The organism is Burkholderia sp. AU16741, from assembly GCF_002223345.1.
In the GTDB taxonomy this organism is placed as follows: Bacteria; Pseudomonadota; Gammaproteobacteria; order Burkholderiales; family Burkholderiaceae; genus Burkholderia; species Burkholderia sola.
In genome coordinates this window covers 361740-380056 of record NZ_NKEZ01000011.1, presented here as the reverse complement: position 1 = coordinate 380056, position 18317 = coordinate 361740, and the positions used below count along the sequence as shown (strand labels likewise).

Sequence of the window (18317 nt, the reverse complement as noted above, 5' to 3'; positions counted from 1 at the left end):
CATGCACGCATCGATCCCCGTTGTGCCCGAAGCCGCCGCCACTTCCCGACATCGCTACCCGGACGGCTGGTTCGCGCTGGCCTACGGCCGCGACGTCAAACGCGGCGCACTGATCGTCACGCGCTTCATGGGCGAGGACGTCGTGCTCTATCGAACGGCATCGGGCCTGATTCGCGCGGTCGCGCCACATTGCCCGCACCTCGGCGCGCATCTCGGGCATGGCGGCGTCGTGCGCGGCGAGGAGATCGTGTGCCCGTTCCATCACCTCGCGTTCGCGCCGGACGGCACCTGCGTGCGCGCAGGACGGGACGGCAAGCCGCCCGCCGCCACGCTGCGGCAGCGCCACGTGCTCGAATGGAACGGCCTCGTGCTCGCGTGGCAGGACCGTGCGGGCGCACCGCCGTCGTGGTCGCTGCCCGAACTCGATCTCGACGGCTATTCGCGGCCGCGCGGCGCATGCCACACGCTGAATGGCAGCCTGCAGAATCCGGCCGAGAACGGCGTCGACGTCAACCATTTCAGCCCGGTGCACGGGTGGTCGAATCCGGTGCTCGAACCGCCTCAAGCCGACGGCTACCGGATGACGATGCGCTCGACGCTCGTACTGCTCGGCCAACGGCTGCTGCTGGACATCACGATGCACGGCCTTGGCTGCATGGCCGCGCGCATGGAACTGCCGGACCTCGGGCTGCATGCGCGGGTCGTGCTGTTCCCGACGCAGATCGAACCCGACCGCTGGACCTGTCGCGAATTCGTTGCGCTGCGCGTCGAACGCGCATCTGCGTGGCCGTCGCCGCTGCGCCGGGCCGTGCACGAGATACTCGTGAGCGCCGCGTACCGGTTGTGGTTCGTGCCGCAATTCAAGCGCGACCTGCGCATCTGGGATCACCGCGACTACGACGCGCGCCCGACGTTGATGGCGGGCGAGATGCCGATCATGACGTTCCGGCGCTGGGCTGCGCAGTTCTATCCGGCGGCCGGCGATGACGTGCCCGTCGGACAATGCGACGCCGTGCCGGCCGCCGCCGCCGCGCACGCCGGTAGGGAGTTCGCGCGATGAGGGCCATGCCGATGCAGGAGCACACGATGCATGCAACCGGCCCCGTCGACGAAACCGCGCCGCTGCCCTATCCGGACGGATGGTTCGCGCTGTGTTTCAGCCGCGAGCTGAAGCCGGGCACCGTGCTCACGACGCCTTTCATGGGACGCGATGTCGTGCTGTACCGGACGGCTTCCGGCGTCGCGTGCGCGGTCGACGCGTATTGCCCGCATCAGGGCGCTCATCTGGGCCACGGCGGCACGGTCGACGGCGAGCAGATCGTCTGTCCGTTCCATCACTACGCGTACGGCCCCGACGGCCGGCGCACCACCGCCGGCTGCGCGAAAAGCGGCCACGCGCTGACGCTTCGCACCCGGCACGTGCGCGAGTGGAACGGCTTCGTGTTCGTGTGGCAGAACGCCGATGGCTTCGCGCCGACATGGGAACTGCCGGAAGTGGACATGACCGGCTTCTCGGCGCCGGTGGGCCGGGCTTTCACGCTGCGCGGCGTGATGCAGAACCTGCCGGAAAACGGCTACGATCTCGAGCATTTCGGTGCGCTGCATCGCTGGAAGGACATGAAGCCGCATGCGCCCGTGATCGACGGCCCGCGCATTTCGATGCAGGTGGACATGGCATGGAAGAACGTCAAATGGAGCACGCTGATCGGCGTTCATGGCCTCGGCTGCGTGTCGTCCGACCATGAAATGAAGGCGATCGGCCTCGAAGCGAAGATCTTCGCGTGCGGCGTACAGATCGCGCCGCTGCGCTGGACGTTCCGCGACGGTATTTCGTTCCGCTTTTCGTGGCTGTCGCGGTGGCCGGCCCCGTTGCAGCGAATCGTCTATGCGGCGCTCGGCCGGTTGCTGCACCGACTATGGCTGGTGCCGGTGTTCAAGGAAGACATCATGGTGTGGAGCCATCGCGATTACACGGGCTACGGGACGCCGGTCGCGGGTGACGGGCCGTACCCGGTGTTTCAGCGATGGGCGCGGCAGTTCTATCCGAGCGAGGGTCGCGCGGCGGCGCAACGGCGTGCCGCGCATGTGGACGCGTTCGCCGAGAAGTAGCGGGAGCCGGCGACGGCAACGACGAACTGGAACGCGCCGGCGCGCTGCCCGGCAGCATCCGGCATTTCGCGCACCTCCAGATAGCTGGGCGAGGTTGAGAGAACTGCTACGGCATGTGGTGAAAGAAAAATTCGCATCTTCGGTAGATTTCGATTTTCAGACGGTTGGCGATAAAGGCAATCCCGTCGAGTTTTGCAGGAAGTGGCAATTTCAACTCGTTAATGTGTCCAGCTTTGACACGACGGGAGGTCTCCCGTATGCGCCGACAGATTTGACTGCTGCTCTCGCGAACTTCAACATCTATGCCGCCATTGGACGCGCAGAGTTTTCTGGAGACAAATATTATAAATACGACAATCATGAAAAAACCAAATCCTACTGCATCGACTTGATTGCATCCATAACGCACGTCTATGCATACATAAAAGATAGCTACTCCTTCAATGACGAGAAGTTGCCATCGGGCAGCCAGTATTTGGGACACTGGAATAAAAAAGGCATGGTTATCACGAATGGAGGGCGAATCAGGGAGATTCTATATCGAAGCGGCGTCAATTCGAATCTTGGAGACTCCCTCGACATTGAATCCAGGATTAAATGGAAGTATCTGATTGATGATTTTCTGGATAAACCTATCGATACGCGGAAGGGCCTGGTCAGGAAATTCAGGGCTTGTGACGTGCACTACCCTGTTTTCAACAGAACCTACAACGATTGGAGAATCAAGCATAATCGCGGAGAGGATTTCGTGATATATTCCCAATTCCGATACCTCAAGTTGACAAACCCCATTAAATTGAGCCTGGGCGAAATATGCAGGTCACCAGAAAAAATTTAATCGCATTCGCGCTCGTTTTGGCGCTGGCGATTCCGTCTCTTATGTTGCGGAAATCATATGGGGGTTGCGAAAACTATACTCAGACTCTTAACGGAGGAACGAAAGAGTTCGGTGGCGAGAAATACAAAATCGAGCTGTGTGGGGCACGTCGCTCCTTTGGCGACGGCGACGAAATTCGGCTCCGGGTGATAGGCCCGGCCGGAGAGGTGCGGGCGGAGCGGTATTTTTCGGTACGCACGATTAACGACGCAGCCCCTCGGGAACTGGAGTACGGCGACGACACCATTTTCTACTACGACCAATCGAAGTCGTCTCCATTGCGCTTCATCGCCATGCCGCCTTCCAACGTCGATGGCTGGACGGCGCGAATACCTTTGCTGCAACGACTGATCGCGTTATTTTCTTGATTTCGAAAGCACGCATTCAGACATCGCGCATCACACCGTCCGCCTGACCAGCATCGTCCGAATCTCCGAAATCGCCTTCGTCGGATTCAGCCCCTTCGGGCATACGTCCGTGCAGTTCATGATCGTCCGGCAGCGGAACAGCCGGTACGGATCCTCCAGATCGTCGAGCCGTTCGGCCGTCGCCAGATCGCGCGAATCGGCGATGAACCGGTACGCCTGCAACAAGCCGGCCGGCCCGACGAACTTGTCCGGGTTCCACCAGTAGCTCGGACACGACGTCGAACAGCACGCGCACAGAATGCATTCGTACAGCCCGTCGAGCTGATCGCGCTCTTCCGGCGATTGCAGCCGCTCGCGCGCCGGCGGCGTCGTGTCGTTGATCAGGTAAGGCCGGATCGAGTGGTACTGGTTGAAGAAGTCGGTCATGTCGACGATCAGGTCGCGCACCACCGGCAGCCCCGGCAGCGGCCGCAACACGATCTCGCGCGGCAGCGTCTGCATGTTGGTCAGGCACGCGAGGCCGTTCTTGCCGTTGATGTTCATCGCGTCCGACCCGCAGATCCCCTCGCGGCAGGAACGGCGATACGCGAGCGTCTCGTCGTCGCGCTTCACGCGGCCGAGCACGTCGAGCAGCATGCGGTCGTCCGGGTTCACGTCGATCTCGTAGCGCTGCAGATACGGCTGCGCGTCGCGATCGGGGTCGTAGCGGTAGATATGAAGCGTGCGCGGATCGCTCATCGGTTCCTCCCGGCGCGGGCCGGCATGGATGGGTTCACGGGATGCCGCGGGGCGGCTGTCGCGGCCAGCGGCGCCCGCAAGCGCCATGCCGTTCAGTCGTCGTCCACCCGCTTGTCGATCAGATAACGGCCGCGCTCGAGCCCCGCGCGCAGCGCCTCGACCTCGGTCAGCCATTCGGGGCCGGCGGCCTCCGGCACCAGCAGCTCGATGCGCGCGCCGTCGACGTACACCTGTACCTCGTCGCGCCATGCGCCGCGCTCGTTGGGTCGCGCCCACACCAGGATTTCGTGGCCGCGATACGGATCCCGAACCTGTGCGTCCTGTTGATGTGCCACGGTGGCCTCCTGTCTTATCTGCGATGGCGATGAAAAAAATGCGCACCGCATGACCGCCGTGCGCGCCGCCGCCCTCGCGCGCACGCGCCGTGCCCGGCCGGCACGCTGCTTGCGTCCCTTTTCCGCATCGAACCGCTGCCGGCCCGCATCGCGAAGGGCCGGAAGGGATGCACATCATGATCGGCCACCTCGAATTGCTTGGACGCCTGCTGCTGGCCGCGCTGCTCGGCAGCGTGATCGGGCTCGAACGCGAACGCCTGAACTGGGCCGCCGGGCTGCGCACGCACATGCTCGTGTGCGTGGGCTCCGCGCTCGTGATGCTGGTGTCGACGTTCGGCTTCGAGGACGTGCGTGGACAAAATGGCGTCGTGCTCGATCCGTCGCGGGTCGCCGCGCAGGTCGTGTCGGGCATCGGCTTTCTCGGCGCGGGCTCGATCCTGCTGCGCGGCGAGGTGGTGCGCGGGCTGACGACGGCCGCGAGCCTGTGGGCGGTGGCCGGCGTCGGGCTCGCCGCGGGCGGCGGCATGGTGGTTGCATCGGTCGGCGCGACGGCGATCGTGCTCGCGATCCTCGCGGGCGTGAAACCGCTCGAGCGCCGCTTCATCGCGCAGCGTCAGCAACGCACGCTGCTGCTCGTGGCCGAACGCGGCGGCCTGACGCTCGGCACGCTGCACGAGGCGCTCGGCCCCGGCCGCGTGCGCGTGAAACGGTTCATCGTCCAGCAGTCGGACGACGATCCGGACACCGACGACATCTCCGTCTCGTTCTCGCGCACGAGCGGGCCGGAATTTGCGGCGATCTGCGAAACGCTGCAAAACATCGCGTGCGTACGGACTTGTCAACCCGACACCTCGTCAAGGAGTTTCGCGTGACCCAGACCGACCTGCTCTCCTATCTCGTGACGAGCCAGCTCGCTGCCCGGATGCGCAGCGGCGCGTGGCTCACGACCGGCCAACTCGTCGGCGCGTTGCGCGCATGGCTCGCGTGCCGGCACGCCGACTGCGAGTGGCTCGACCGGATCAGGATCGCGCACGCGTCGGCGACGATCGCGCAGGAGATCTACGACATCGCGATCACGCACGGCGACCCGCAGAGCGGCGAACGCGTGCGGCTCGACGCGCATTCGCCGGAACTCCAGGCGCTGCGTGCGCGCTGCGATGCACTGTTGCAGCGGATCGACGGCGACCGGGACGTCGGCGCGCGATGATCGTGGCGGATCGCGTGACCCGCGCCGACGAGCGGCGCGTCGACACGGCGCCGGCGGACGGCCCTTCGCGGCACGGCCTGCTCGAGCGCGGGCGCAACTGCGACACGATCCGCCACGCGGACCGCTTCGCGATGCTGGTCGACGGCGACGCGTACTTCTCGACGCTGCGCGCCGCCTTGTTGCGCGCGCGCCATACGGTGTTCATCGTCGGCTGGGACGTGGACAGCCGGATGCGGCTCGCGCCGGGCGGCGAAGACGACACGCTGCCCGACACGCTCGCGGCCTTCCTGCACGCGCTCGCGTCCGCCCGCCACAATCTGCGCATCTACGTGCTCGCGTGGGACTTCGCGATGATCTACGCGCTGGAGCGCGACTGGCCGCCCGTGTATCGGGCCGCCTGGCGCGCGCATCGCGGGATCCGGTTCCGGCTCGACGATACGCATCCGCGCGGCGCGTCGCATCACCAGAAGCTCGTCGTGATCGACGACCGGCTCGCGTTCGTCGGCGGCCTCGACCTGACGCGCGCCCGCTGGGACACGCCCGCGCATGCGGCCGACGACCCGCGCCGCCGCGACGAGCATGGCATGCCGTACGGGCCGTTCCACGACGTGCACACGATGTTCGACGGCGACGCGGCCGCCGCGATCGGCGAACAGGCGCGCGCCCGCTGGCTGCAGGCGTGCGGGCGCCCGATCGCGATCCGCGCGCAGCGGCATCTCGACCGGCCGGACGACCCCGATCCGTGGCCGCCCGGCGCGCCCGTCGACGTACGCGACGTGCGGCTCGGCATCGCGTATACGGCGCCGCGCCACGGCGGCCGCGAGGCGGTCACCCAGGTGCGCGCGCTCGTGGAGGACACGATCCGCGCCGCGCAGCGGCACCTGTATCTCGAAAATCAGTACTTCACCGCGGCGGTGGTACGCGAAGCGTTGTCCGAACGCCTCGCCGATGCGCACGGGCCGGACGTGACCGTCGTCGCGCCGCGCGTGCAGAGCGGCTGGCTGCAGGAAGCGACGATGGGCGTGCTGCGCGCGCGGCTGCACGCGACGCTCGCGTCGGCCGACCGCTTCGACCGCTACCGGCTGCTGTATCCGCACGTCGACGGGCTTGGCGACGGGTGCGTGAACGTGCACAGCAAGGTCGCGGTCGTCGACGACGAATGCATCGTGATCGGTAGCGCGAACCTGAACAACCGCTCGATGCTGCTCGACACCGAATGCTGCATCGCGCTGGTCGCGGCCGGCGATGCCCGCATTCGCGCGGCGATCGCCGGCATGCGCGAGCGGCTGCTGGCCGAGCACCTCGGCACGACGCCCGCGGCGGTGGCCGACGCGTTCGCGTGCGGAGCACGGCCGAACGTCGTCCTCGACCGGTTGCGCGCGAAGCCGGGCCGCACGCTGCGCACGCTCGACCCGGCCGTGTCGCCGCAATTCGAGGCGCTCGTGCCGGTCAGCGCGCGGCTCGACCCCGAGCAGCCGATCGAGCCGGACCGGTTCGTCCGCGAATTCGTGCCGCACGAGCAGCATCGCTCGCTCACCGCGCGGTTTTTCGTGCTGGGCGCGGTGGTGCTCGCGCTCGCCGCGCTGACGCTCGCGTGGCGCTTCACGCCGCTGGGCGCGCACCTGAACGTCGCGTCGTTGTCGCACGCGGTGGCCGGCATCGCGCGGCTGCCGGCCGCGCCGGTGCTGCTGCTCGCGGCCTACGTGATCGCGGCGACCTTCGCGGTGCCGATCACGCTGCTGATCGCCGCGACGGGGCTCGTGTTCGGCGCGTGGCCGGGCTTCGCGTATGCGGGCGTCGGCTCGATGGCGGCGGCCGCCGCGACCTACGCGCTCGGCCGCTGGCTCGGGCGCGACGCGGTACGCCGGCTCGCCGGCGCGCGCGCGAACCGGCTGAGCGAGCACATCGGCCGGCGCGGCGTGGTCGCGATGGCCGTGCTGCGGCTGCTGCCGATCGCGCCGTTTACCGTCGTGAACCTCGTCGCCGGCGCATCGCACATCGGGCTGCGCGACTACCTGATCGGCACCGCGCTCGGGATGCTGCCCGGCATCGTGCTGACCGTCACGTTCGCGCACCAGTTGACCGCCGCGCTCAGCCATCCGGAGCCCGGCGCGTTCGCGTGGCTCGCGGCGATCGGCCTCGCGCTGGTCGGCGTGTCGGTCCTGCTCGTGAGGATGCTGCGACGATGGCGCTGAGCAAGGACCCCGCCCCGCCGCCGCACGTCGTCACCGCCGACGCGGCGCCCGCCGCCGCGCCCGGCGGGCGCGACCTGCGAATCGCGACCTACAACATTCACGGCGGCGACGGCGCGTGGCCGGCGCGCGCGGTCGACCGAATCGCGGCCGTGATCGACGAACTCGACGCGGACGTGATCGCGCTGCAGGAGGTGCCGCTCGGCGGCACGCGCACGCCGGACGTGCTCGCGCATCTGCGCGACGCGACCGGCATGCACGCGGTGGCCGGCCCGACGATCGACACGCCCGAGCGCCGCTACGGCAACGCGGTGCTGTCGCGCTGCCCGATCCGCGCGGCGCGCACGCTCGACCTGTCGTTCCACCCGCGCGAGCCGCGCGGCGCGCTCGACGCCGACATCGATTGCAGCGCGGGCCCGATCCGCGTGGTCGCGACGCATCTCGGGCTGTCGGCCAGCGAACGCAGCGCGCAGGTGCAGCGGCTCCTCGCGGCGTTCGACACGGGCGCGATGCCGGTGATCCTGCTCGGCGACATCAACGAATGGTTCGTGCGCGGGCGCGCGCTGCAGGCGCTCGTCACGCGGTTCCGGCGCGCGCCGGCGCCGCGTACGTTCCCGACCGTGTGGCCGGTGTTCTCGCTGGACCGGATCTGGATTCATCCGGGCGAGTTGCTGGTCGACGTGGCCGTGCATCGCAGCGCACGGGCGCGGCACGCGTCCGACCACTATCCGCTGGTGGCCCGGATGCGCGCGACACCCGCGACGGGCACGGCGCTTGCGCGGTGAGATTTTTTTCGATCCGACGGAGGCAGCTCATGCGAACCGACGCACTCGACGGAAAGGATCTCGACTACTGGTGCGCACGCGCGTTGTGCGCCGACGACGAAGACACGCTGGGCTTCACGGCCGTCGCGCCGACCGTCGTCGTGACGGCCGCGTGCGACGCGCTCCGGCATCTCGACGCGCCGTTCGCGCCGTCGGCATCGTGGGCCGACGCGGGCGCGGTGCTCGATCGTGCGATCGATCTGCGGATCGCCCGCCACGGCGACGACGTCGAATGCGACGCGACCTTCGTCGACGGCCCGTCGACCTGCGGCGCCCATGGGCGCGATGCGCGGGTGGCGCTGCTGCGTGCGTTCGTGCGCGCGCGCTTCGGCGACGAGGTGGACGAGCCGCCGCCGTTTCCGCACCGGATCGAACATGGGACGGTGGTGCGGTATGACCCAGGCGCGCCGATTCCGACTTCGGACAACGATCCGGCAACGGGCGACAATTCGGACATCCGGTCGATACCGCGCATGTAGTACATCCGCGAGTCCAGCGGTCATGTAAAAACGACAGGCCCTTTCAAACCGGCTTCCCCGCACATGCCGTGCCCACGGGGCATCGCGCAGCAGGCACGCACGTTGCGACGCACCGACGGTTACCGCTCGCCGCCACCACCCGCGCCACGCCATGGACTCCACACCGCCGTTCGCCCCGCACCTCTACTTCTGCGACGCCCGCCTCGTCGGGCCGCTCGACGCATGGCCGCAGACCTTCGCGCATATCGCGGGAATGGGCTTCGATCACGTGCTCGTCGGCGCGTTCTGGGCCGCGAGCGTGGCCGGCTTTCCGCGCCACGTAGCCGATTTCCGGCGGCCGGCCCGGTCGTTCGAGACGCGCGCGAGCGCGCTCGAAACCTTCTCGCGACTCGCGCAACTGGCGAAGGGCCACGGGCTGCGCCTGCTGCTCGAAGTCGTGCCAGATCGCATCGCACGCGAGAACCCGCTGCGCGCCGAACATCCGGACTGGTACGTCGAGCGCACGCACGACGACGCATTGATCGACCCGCGCGGCACCGCGCACGCGCTGGACATCGCGCATGCGAACACCGGCGACGAAGCGGTGCGCGACGCGCTGTCGGCATGGTGGTGCGCGCATCTCGCGGCGTTCGCCGATGCCGGCGCGGCCGGTTTCCTGATCGACGCGCCGCATCATCTGCCGGCCGACTGGTGGCCGGGCTGGCGCGCGGCGCTGCGCCGGGCGCGTCCGGACGTCGCGGTGCTCGCGGGCGTGCCCGGCCATGCGCGCGACGCGCTCGCGCAGCTCGAGGCCGCCGGGTTCGACGCGGTGTTTTCATCGGTGCGCTGGTGGGACCTGCGCGCGCCGTGGTTCGCGGACGAACACCGGCTGCTGCGGCGCATCGGCGCGCCGATCGCGTTTCCCGATGCGCCGGACGGCCCGCGTCTCGCCGATGACTGGCCCGACGCATCGGACGACACTATCGCCCGCGCGTATCGCCGCGCGCTGTGGACGGCGGCGGCCGTCGGCACCGGCTGGCTCGTGCCGATGGGGTTCGAGCGCGGCGTGACGGTGCCGCTGATGGCGCGCGACGCGGATGCCGCGCGCTATCGCGCCGCGTTCGAGCACGCCCGTTTCGACCTGTCGGGCGCGCTCGCCGATGCGAACGCGTGGCGCCGCGCCACGCCCGTCGCGGCCACGCGCGGCGAGATCGTGCAACTGAGCGCGCCGGGCGCGGGCGCGACCGCGTTGCTGCGCGGCACGGGGCCGTTGCTCGAACACGACGACGCGGCGTTGCTGATCGCGTTGAATCCCGATCTCGACGCGCCCGCCACGATCGACCCCGCGACGTTCCTGCCCGGCGTGCCGGGCGGCTTCACGCGCGTCGCCACGCAGGACGGCGCGCACACGCAGCCGCCGGCCGCGATCGAGCCGTTCACGCTCGCGCCCGGCGCGTATGCGCTGCTGCACGCCTGGCGGGCGCCGCCCGTCACGGCGCGCGCCGACGCCGCGCGCGAGCGCACCGCGCTGTCGGCGGCGCTCGCGGCCGACCGGATCGCGATCGAGCGCGTCGAACCGTCGGTCGACGGCGGCCGCTTCGCGATCAAGCGCGTGGTCGGCGAGCCGCTCGTCGTGAGCGCATCGATCTTCACGGACGGGCATGCGCATCTGGCGGCCGTGCTCCAGTGGCGCCCCGCCGATGGCGACGAATGGCGCGAAGTGCCGTTCGAAGCCGAGCCGAACGACCGCTGGCACGCCTGCGTCGCGCTCGACCGGCTCGGCCGCCACGAATTCCGCGTAGTCGCATGGCGCGACGACTGGGCGTCGCTCGTCACCGACATCGCGAAGAAGCGCGCGGCCGGCCAGGACGTCACGCTGGAGGTGCGCGAAGCGCAACTGCTGCTGGCGACCGCGCTGAAGCTCGCCGAGCCGGCCGATCCGCGCGCGCTCACGCAGATGAAACAGCGCATCGCGGAGCTCAAGGACGCCTCCCCCGACGACCGCCTCGCGCTGATCGGCGGCCCCGCGCTCGCCGATGCGTTCGCGGCGCTGCGCTACCGCCCGTTCGTCACGCACGACGCGACGGTCTACCCGGTCGACGTCGAACGCCGCAAGGCGCGCTTCTCGAGCTGGTACGAGATGTTTCCGCGCTCGGCCAGCGACGATCCGCACCGGCACGGCACGTTCGACGACGTGATCGCGCATTTGCCGCGCATCCGCGACATGGGTTTCGACGTGCTGTATTTCCCGCCGATCCACCCGATCGGCACGTCCGCGCGCAAGGGACGCAACAACAGCCTGAGCGCCGGCCCCGACGACGTCGGCAGCCCGTACGCGATCGGCTCGCCCGACGGCGGCCACACGGCCGTGCATCCGCAACTCGGCACGCTCGATTCGTTCCGCGCGCTGGTCGACGCCGCGCGTGGGCACGGCCTCGAAATCGCGCTCGATTTCGCGATCCAGTGCTCGCCAGACCATCCGTGGCTCGCCGCGCATCCGGGCTGGTTCGCGTGGCGGCCCGACGGCTCGCTGCGCTTCGCGGAAAATCCGCCGAAGCGCTACCAGGACATCGTGAATCCCGATTTCTACGCGCCGGACGCGCTGCCCGACCTGTGGCTCGCACTGCGCGACGCGGTGCTGTTCTGGGTCGACGCGGGCGTGCGGATCTTCCGCGTCGACAACCCGCACACGAAACCGCTGCCGTTCTGGGCGTGGATGATCGACGACGTGCGCGGCCGGCATCCGGACGTCGTGTTCCTGTCCGAAGCGTTCACGCGGCCGGGGATGATGTACCGGCTGGCGAAAGTCGGCTTCTCGCAGTCGTACACGTACTTCACGTGGCGCGAGTCGAAGCGCGACTTCATCGACTACCTGACCGAGCTGACGGCCGGCCCGCCACGCGAATTCTTCCGGCCGAACTTCTTCGTGAACACGCCCGACATCAACCCGCGCCACCTGCAGAACGCGCCGCGCTCGCAGTTCGTGATCCGCGCGGCGCTCGCGGCGACGCTGGCCGGCTCGTGGGGCCTGTATTCGGGCTTCGAGCTCGGCGAATCGGCGCCGCTGCCGGACAGCGAGGAATACGCGGATGCCGAGAAATACGAGCTGCGCGCACGCGACTGGAGCAAGGCCGCGCATATCGGCACGGAAATCGCGCGGCTGAACCGCGCGCGGCGCGATCATCCGGCGCTGCAGACGCATCTCGGGCTCACGTTCGTCGCCGCCGACAACGATTCGGTGCTCGTGTTCATGAAGGCGACGCCCGCGTTCGACAGCGTGGTGCTCGTCGCGATCAGTCTCGACCCGTGGCATCCGCAGGCCACGAACTTCACGCTCGATGCGGCGCTGTGGCGCGGCCTCGGGCTGGCCGACGGCGAGCCGCTCGATGCGCTCGAACAGGACGCCGCGCACGCGCAAACCTGGCGCGGCCATCGCCAGTACGTGTCGCTCGATCCGCACGTGCGGCCGTACGCCATCTGGCGGCTCGCGCCGTCTCCGGGCGCCGCGCGGGCGGCGGCGCCCGAACCGGATCCCCCCCGCCGCCCTTCGGGAGCGCATGCATGATGAAACGCGAAGATTCCCTCGACGACGTGCGCCGCGCGCAATTCCCGTCGCTCGCGCCGGCCGGCACGCCGCGCCGGCGCCGCGCGCGCCGCCGCGAACCCGCGCTCTGTGCGGACGATCCGCTGTGGTACAAGGACGCGATCATCTACCAGGTGCACGTGAAGTCGTTCTTCGACTCGAACAACGACGGCATCGGCGATTTCCCCGGCCTGATCGCGAAGCTCGACTACATCGCCGAACTCGGCGTCGACACGATCTGGCTGCTGCCGTTCTATCCGTCGCCGCGCCGCGACGACGGCTACGACATCGCCGACTACCGCGACGTGCATCCCGACTACGGCACGCTGGCCGACGTGCGGCGCTTCATCCGCGAAGCGCATGCGCGCGGCATCCGCGTGATCGCCGAACTCGTGATCAACCACACGTCGGACCAGCATCCGTGGTTCCAGCGCGCGCGCCGCGCGAAGCCGGGCTCCACGCATCGCGACTACTACGTGTGGTCCGACACCGACACGAAATACGCGGGCACGCGGATCATCTTCCTGGACACCGAAACGTCGAACTGGACGCACGATCCGGTGGCCGGCCAGTACTACTGGCACCGCTTCTATTCGCACCAGCCGGACCTGAACTTCGACAACCCGGCCGTCGTGCGCGAAGTGATCCAGGTGATGCGCTTCTGGCTCGATCTCGGCATCGACGGGCTGCGGCTCGACGCGGTGCCGTACCTGGTCGAGCGCGAAGGCACGAACAACGAGAACCTGCCGGAGACGCACGCGATCCTGAAGCGGATCCGCGCGACGATCGATGCCGAGTATCCGAACCGGATGCTGCTCGCGGAAGCGAACCAGTGGCCGGAAGACGTGCAGGAATACTTCGGCAACGAGGACGAATGCCACATGGCGTTCCACTTCCCGCTGATGCCGCGCATCTACATGTCGATCGCGAGCGAGGATCGCTTCCCGATCCTCGACATCATGCGGCAGACGCCGGCGCTCGCGCCGAGCAACCAGTGGGCCGTGTTCCTGCGCAACCACGACGAGCTGACGCTCGAGATGGTCACCGATTCGGAGCGCGACCTGCTGTGGCAGACCTATGCGAGCGACCGCCGCGCGCGGCTGAACCTCGGCATCCGGCGCCGGCTCGCGCCGCTGATGGAGCGCGACCGGCGCCGCATCGAGCTGATCAACTCGCTGCTGCTGTCGATGCCCGGCACGCCGGTGATCTACTACGGCGACGAGCTCGGGATGGGCGACAACATCCACCTCGGCGATCGCGACGGCGTGCGCACGCCGATGCAGTGGTCGTCGGACCGCAACGGCGGCTTCTCGCGCGCCGACCCCGAACTGCTGGTGCTGCCGCCGGTGATGGGCTCGCTGTACGGCTATGACGCGATCAACGTCGAGGCGCAGACGCGCGACCCGCATTCGCTGCTGAACTGGACGCGGCGCATCCTCGCGACGCGCCGCGCGTCGCAGGCGTTCGGGCGCGGCACGATCCGCTTCCTGCGCCCGGACAACCGCAAGGTGCTCGCGTACCTGCGCGAACTGGACGGCCACGAGCCGGTGCTGTGCGTCGCGAACCTGTCGCGCGCGTCGCAGGCCGTCGAACTCGACCTGTCCGAATTCGCGGGCCGCGTGCCGACCGAGATGACGTCCGATTCGCCGTTTCCGCCGATCGGCCAGCTCCCGTATCTCCTCACCTTCCCGCCGTACGGGTTCCTGTGGTTCGTGCTCGCCGAGCACGGCCGCGAGCCGTCGTGGCGGCAGCCGCATGCGGAGCCGCTGCCCGAATACGTGACGCTCGTGATGCGGCGCGGCGATACGCGGCCGGACGTGTCGCAACTGCATGCGCTCGCGCACGACGCGCTGGCATCGTGGCTCGCGCGGCGGCGCTGGTTCGCGTCGAAGGATCGCAAGATCGGCGACGCGTGGCTGAACGTCGTCACGCCGATTCCGGACGAGCCGTTCCAGTATGCGGAGGCGTGGGTGTCCGCGAGCGACGGCGGCGTCGAACGCTACGTGGTGCCGCTCGCGACCGCGTGGGGCGGCGAGACGTCCCATCCGCTGTTCGCGCAACTGGCGCTCGCCCGCGTGCGGCGCGGCCATACGGTCGGCTACCTGACCGACGCGTTCGCGTTGCCGGCGTTCGCGCGCGGGATGCTGCGCAAGCTGCGCGACGGCGCGACGGCGCCCACGTCCGACGGCGGCCGGCTCACCTTTCTGCCGGAAGACGCGCTCGCCGGGCTGGACCCGGGCGACGACGCGGACGTGCGCTGGCTCGCGGCCGAGCAGAGCAACAGCTCGCTCGTGATCGGCGACGCGATCGTGCTGAAGCTGGTGCGCAAGGTCGCGCACGGCATTCATCCGGAAGCGGAAATGAGCCGGCACCTGACGCGCATCGGCTACGCGAACACCGCGACGCTGGCCGGCGAAGTCGTGCACGTCGATCCGGACGGCACGCCGCACACGGTCGCGATCCTGCAGCGCTACGTCGACAACCAGGGCGACGCGTGGACGCGCTCGTTCGATTTCCTGCGGCGCGCGATCGACGAACTCGCGCTGCCGGCCGCGGACGAAGGCGAGGCGGCCGAAACCGGTGAGGAGCCCGACGCGCTGCTCGGTTACGCGGCGTTCGCGGGCATCATCGGCACACGGCTCGGCCAGTTGCACGTCGCGCTCGCGCAGCCGTCCGACGATCCCGCGTTCGCGCCGGAACGCGCGACGCCCGATCACGTCGAAGGCTGGTGCGTGGACGCGATCGCGTCGTTCGAGCGCGCGCTCGACGTGCTGCGCACGCGGCTCGACGCGCTCGATCCGGCCACCCGCGCGTCGGCCGACGCGCTGCTCGCGTCGCGCGACGCGGCCGTCGACGCGCTCGGCGAACTCGTGCCGCGCACGCTCGACGCGCAATGCACGCGGATTCACGGCGATTTCCACCTGGGCCAGGTGCTCGACGTGCAGGGCGACGCGCTGCTGATCGACTTCGAAGGCGAACCGGCGCGTGCGCTCGAGCGGCGTCGCGCGAAATCGCATCCGCTGCGCGACGTGGCCGGCCTGCTGCGCTCGCTGTCGTACGTGAGCGCGACCGCGCAGTTCGCGATCGAAAAGGCGCCGCCGCAGGCGGCCGGCCGCAAGCGCGCGCTGTTCGACCGCTTCGGGCAGGCCGCCGCCGACCGCTTCGTCGAATGCTATCGCGCGGCGGCCGACCACGCGCCCGCGCGCTTCGTCGATCCGCACTACGCGGATCGCCTGCTCGCGCTGTTCCTGATCGACAAGGCGTCGTACGAGCTGTGCTACGAAGCCGCGAACCGGCCCGACTGGCTGAGCGTGCCGGTCGGCGGGCTCGCGGCGCTGGTCGACCGGCTGCTCGGCGACGGCGTGCTGCCCGACGACGGAGGAAACCCATGACCGACACGCTGTTCGAACGCGCCGATATCGATGCGCTGCTCGCCGGCCGCCATCCCGACCCGTTCGCGTGCCTCGGCCCGCACGAACAGGCCGACCAGGTCGTCGTGCGGGCGCTGCTGCCCGGCGCGGAGCGCGTGCGCGCGCTGTCGCCGGACGGCGCCGAACTCGGCGCGCTCGCCTGCGTCGATCGCGCCGGCTGCTTCGCGGGGACGATCGTGCACGACGGCGGCTCGCCGCATTACCTGCTCGCGATCGACTGGCCGGATGCGCACCAGGTGACCGACGACGCGTATGCGTTCGGCACGCTGCTCGACGAAGCGGCGCTCGCGCGTTTCTCGGCCGGCGACCCGGCCGCCGTGCTCGACTGCCTCGGCGCGATGCCGATGCGCGTCGACGACACCGACGGCGTGCGTTTCGCGGTGTGGGCGCCGAGCGCGCAGCGCGTCTCGGTGGTCGGCGATTTCAACGCATGGGACGGGCGCCGCCATCCGATGCGGCTGCGGCGGCCGTCGGGCGTGTGGGAGCTGTTCGTGCCGGGCATCGGCCCGGGCGAGCGCTACAAATATGAGCTGCGCGCGGCCGACGGGCGCGTGCTGCCGCACAAGGCCGACCCGTGCGCGCGGGCGACCGAGGCGCCGCCGCGCACGGCGTCGGTCGTCGCCGACGTCGCGGCGCTCGACGCGTTCGCATGGCACGACGACGGCTGGATGCACGCGCGGCCGCGCAACGACCGCTACCGTATGCCGTGGTCGATCTACGAGGTCCATCCGGAATCGTGGCAGCGCATCCCCGAGGACATGGAGCGCAGCGCGACGTGGGACGAACTCGCCGAGCGGCTGATTCCATACGTGAAGGGAATGGGCTTCACGCACGTCGAATTCATGCCGATCGCCGAATACCCGTTCGGCGGCTCGTGGGGCTACCAGCCGCTCGCGCAGTTCGCGCCGTCCGCGCGCTTCGGGCCGGTCGACGGCTTCGCGCGCTTCGTCGACCGCGCGCATGCGGCCGGCATCGGCGTACTCGTCGACTGGGTGCCCGCGCATTTTCCGAACGACGCGCACGGGCTCGCGCAATTCGACGGCAGCGCGCTGTACGAGCATGCCGATCCGCGCGAAGGGATGCATCCCGACTGGAACACCTGCGTGTTCAACGTCGGGCGCACCGAGGTCGGCGCGTTTCTCGTCGCGTCGGCGCTCGCGTGGGCGCGCCGCTATCACGTCGACGGCATCCGCGTCGATGCGGTCGCGTCGATGCTGTACCGCGATTATTCGCGCAAGGAAGGCGAATGGGTGCCGAACGTGTACGGCGGCCGCGAGAACCTCGAATCGGTCGCGTTCCTGCGCCGGCTGAACGACACGCTGCACGGTGACGCCGCGCCGCCCGGCGTCGTCACCGTCGCGGAGGAATCGACCGCGTGGCCGGGCGTCACCGCGCCGACCGCCGACGGCGGGCTCGGCTTCGACTTCAAGTGGAACATGGGCTGGATGCACGACACGCTCGCGTATCTGCACGAAGACCCGATCCACCGCCGCTATCACCACGACCGGATGACGTTCGGGCTCGTATACGCGTTCTCCGAACGCTTCGTGCTGCCGCTGTCGCACGACGAGGTCGTGCACGGCAAGGGTTCGCTCGTCGCGAAGATGCCCGGCGACGCGTGGCAGCGGCTCGCGACGCTGCGCGCGTATTTCGGCTTCATGTGGGCGCATCCCGGCAAGAAGCTGCTGTTCATGGGCAGCGAATTCGCGCAATGGAGCGAGTTCGCGCACGATGCGACGCCGCACTGGGACTTGCTCGACGCGCCCGCGCATCGCGGCGTGCAGCGGCTCGTGCGCGACCTGAACCGCACGTATGCGGCCGAACCGGCGCTGCATGCGCTCGACTGCCACGCGGCCGGATTCTCCTGGCTGATCGGCGACGACCGCGACAACAGCGTGTTCGCGTTCGCGCGCCGCGACGATGCGGGGCACCTGGTCGTCGCCGTGTGCAACTTCACGCCCGTGCCGCGCGCCGGTTATCGGCTCGGGCTGCCCGCGCCGGGCCACTGGCGCGAACTGATGAACACCGATGCCGCGTCGTACGGCGGCACCAACGCCGGCAACGACGGCGCCGTGTGGGCCGAAGCCGTGCCCGCGCACGGCGAGGCGTGGTCGGCGACCTTGCGCCTGCCGCCGCTCGCAACGCTGTGGTTGACCCCTGCCTGATCGCCCACCTCCCCGACACGGAGATTCACC

At 69.3% G+C, this 18317-nt stretch carries 14 protein-coding genes; 12 read left to right on the top strand and 2 right to left on the bottom strand.

The genetic code is table 11. The annotated features are described in order from the left end of the window. Position 1: 1 nt before the first annotated feature. The 4 genes from CFB89_RS30710 to CFB89_RS34610 are packed head-to-tail and all read left to right on the top strand — an operon-like array spanning position 2 to position 3354. Complete coding sequence (locus CFB89_RS30710; RefSeq protein ID WP_089471238.1) at positions 2-1060, top strand: Rieske 2Fe-2S domain-containing protein; 1059 nt, start codon at positions 2-4, stop codon at positions 1058-1060. Positions 1061-1086: 26 nt separating this feature from the next. Further along, positions 1087-2109, top strand: coding sequence for a Rieske (2Fe-2S) protein (locus CFB89_RS30705; protein ID WP_256979810.1), 1023 nt, complete (start codon positions 1087-1089; stop codon positions 2107-2109). Beyond that, positions 2084-2947, top strand: coding sequence for a DUF6402 family protein (locus CFB89_RS30700; protein WP_256979809.1), 864 nt, complete (start codon positions 2084-2086; stop codon positions 2945-2947). Before CFB89_RS30705 ends, CFB89_RS30700 begins: the two co-directional genes overlap by 26 nt. Beyond that, positions 2923-3354 carry a hypothetical protein gene (locus tag CFB89_RS34610; RefSeq protein ID WP_144030181.1) on the top strand — a complete coding sequence of 144 codons (432 nt, stop codon included), beginning with the start codon at positions 2923-2925 and terminating at the stop codon, positions 3352-3354. Before CFB89_RS30700 ends, CFB89_RS34610 begins: the two co-directional genes overlap by 25 nt. Before the next feature lie 30 nt (positions 3355-3384). On the opposite strand, the gene CFB89_RS30695 is transcribed toward CFB89_RS34610, so the two are convergent. Both CFB89_RS30695 and CFB89_RS30690 read right to left on the bottom strand, forming a co-directional pair. Further along, entirely contained in the window at positions 3385-4092 is a 708-nt protein-coding gene (locus tag CFB89_RS30695; protein ID WP_050013958.1) for a succinate dehydrogenase/fumarate reductase iron-sulfur subunit, read from the bottom strand. A gap of 92 nt (positions 4093-4184) precedes the next feature. Then, entirely contained in the window at positions 4185-4427 is a 243-nt protein-coding gene (locus tag CFB89_RS30690) for a DUF6566 family protein (RefSeq protein WP_089471236.1), read from the bottom strand. A 176-nt stretch (positions 4428-4603) separates the two neighbouring features. On the opposite strand from CFB89_RS30690, the gene CFB89_RS30685 reads away from it, so the two are divergent. The 8 genes from CFB89_RS30685 (at position 4604) to glgB (ending at position 18287) form a co-directional block, all read left to right on the top strand. Beyond that, a complete protein-coding gene (locus CFB89_RS30685) occupies positions 4604-5299 on the top strand; it encodes an MgtC/SapB family protein (protein ID WP_089471696.1) in 696 nt (231 codons plus the stop codon). Beyond that, the gene (locus CFB89_RS30680; protein ID WP_089471235.1) at positions 5296-5634 is read left to right on the top strand and encodes a hypothetical protein; all 339 of its coding nucleotides are present in this window, start codon (positions 5296-5298) and stop codon (positions 5632-5634) included. The genes CFB89_RS30685 and CFB89_RS30680 overlap by 4 nt, the downstream gene beginning before the upstream one ends. Next, complete coding sequence (locus CFB89_RS30675; RefSeq protein ID WP_089471234.1) at positions 5631-7829, top strand: VTT domain-containing protein; 2199 nt, start codon at positions 5631-5633, stop codon at positions 7827-7829. Before CFB89_RS30680 ends, CFB89_RS30675 begins: the two co-directional genes overlap by 4 nt. Continuing rightward, positions 7820-8611 carry an endonuclease/exonuclease/phosphatase family protein gene (locus CFB89_RS30670; RefSeq protein WP_089471233.1) on the top strand — a complete coding sequence of 264 codons (792 nt, stop codon included), beginning with the start codon at positions 7820-7822 and terminating at the stop codon, positions 8609-8611. Before CFB89_RS30675 ends, CFB89_RS30670 begins: the two co-directional genes overlap by 10 nt. A 29-nt stretch (positions 8612-8640) precedes the next feature. Then, positions 8641-9129: a phage protein NinX family protein gene (locus CFB89_RS30665; RefSeq protein WP_089471232.1), complete on the top strand. Its 489-nt coding sequence runs from the start codon at positions 8641-8643 to the stop codon at positions 9127-9129. 151 nt (positions 9130-9280) lie between these two features. Further along, positions 9281-12673, top strand: coding sequence for a maltotransferase domain-containing protein (locus CFB89_RS30660; RefSeq protein WP_089471231.1), 3393 nt, complete (start codon positions 9281-9283; stop codon positions 12671-12673). After that, on the top strand, positions 12673-16083 hold the full coding sequence (treS, locus tag CFB89_RS30655) for a maltose alpha-D-glucosyltransferase (RefSeq protein WP_089471695.1): 3411 nt from the start codon (positions 12673-12675) through the stop codon (positions 16081-16083). The genes CFB89_RS30660 and treS overlap by 1 nt, the downstream gene beginning before the upstream one ends. Beyond that, a complete protein-coding gene (gene glgB / locus CFB89_RS30650) occupies positions 16080-18287 on the top strand; it encodes a 1,4-alpha-glucan branching protein GlgB (RefSeq protein WP_089471230.1) in 2208 nt (735 codons plus the stop codon). Before treS ends, glgB begins: the two co-directional genes overlap by 4 nt. Positions 18288-18317: the final 30 nt, after the last annotated feature.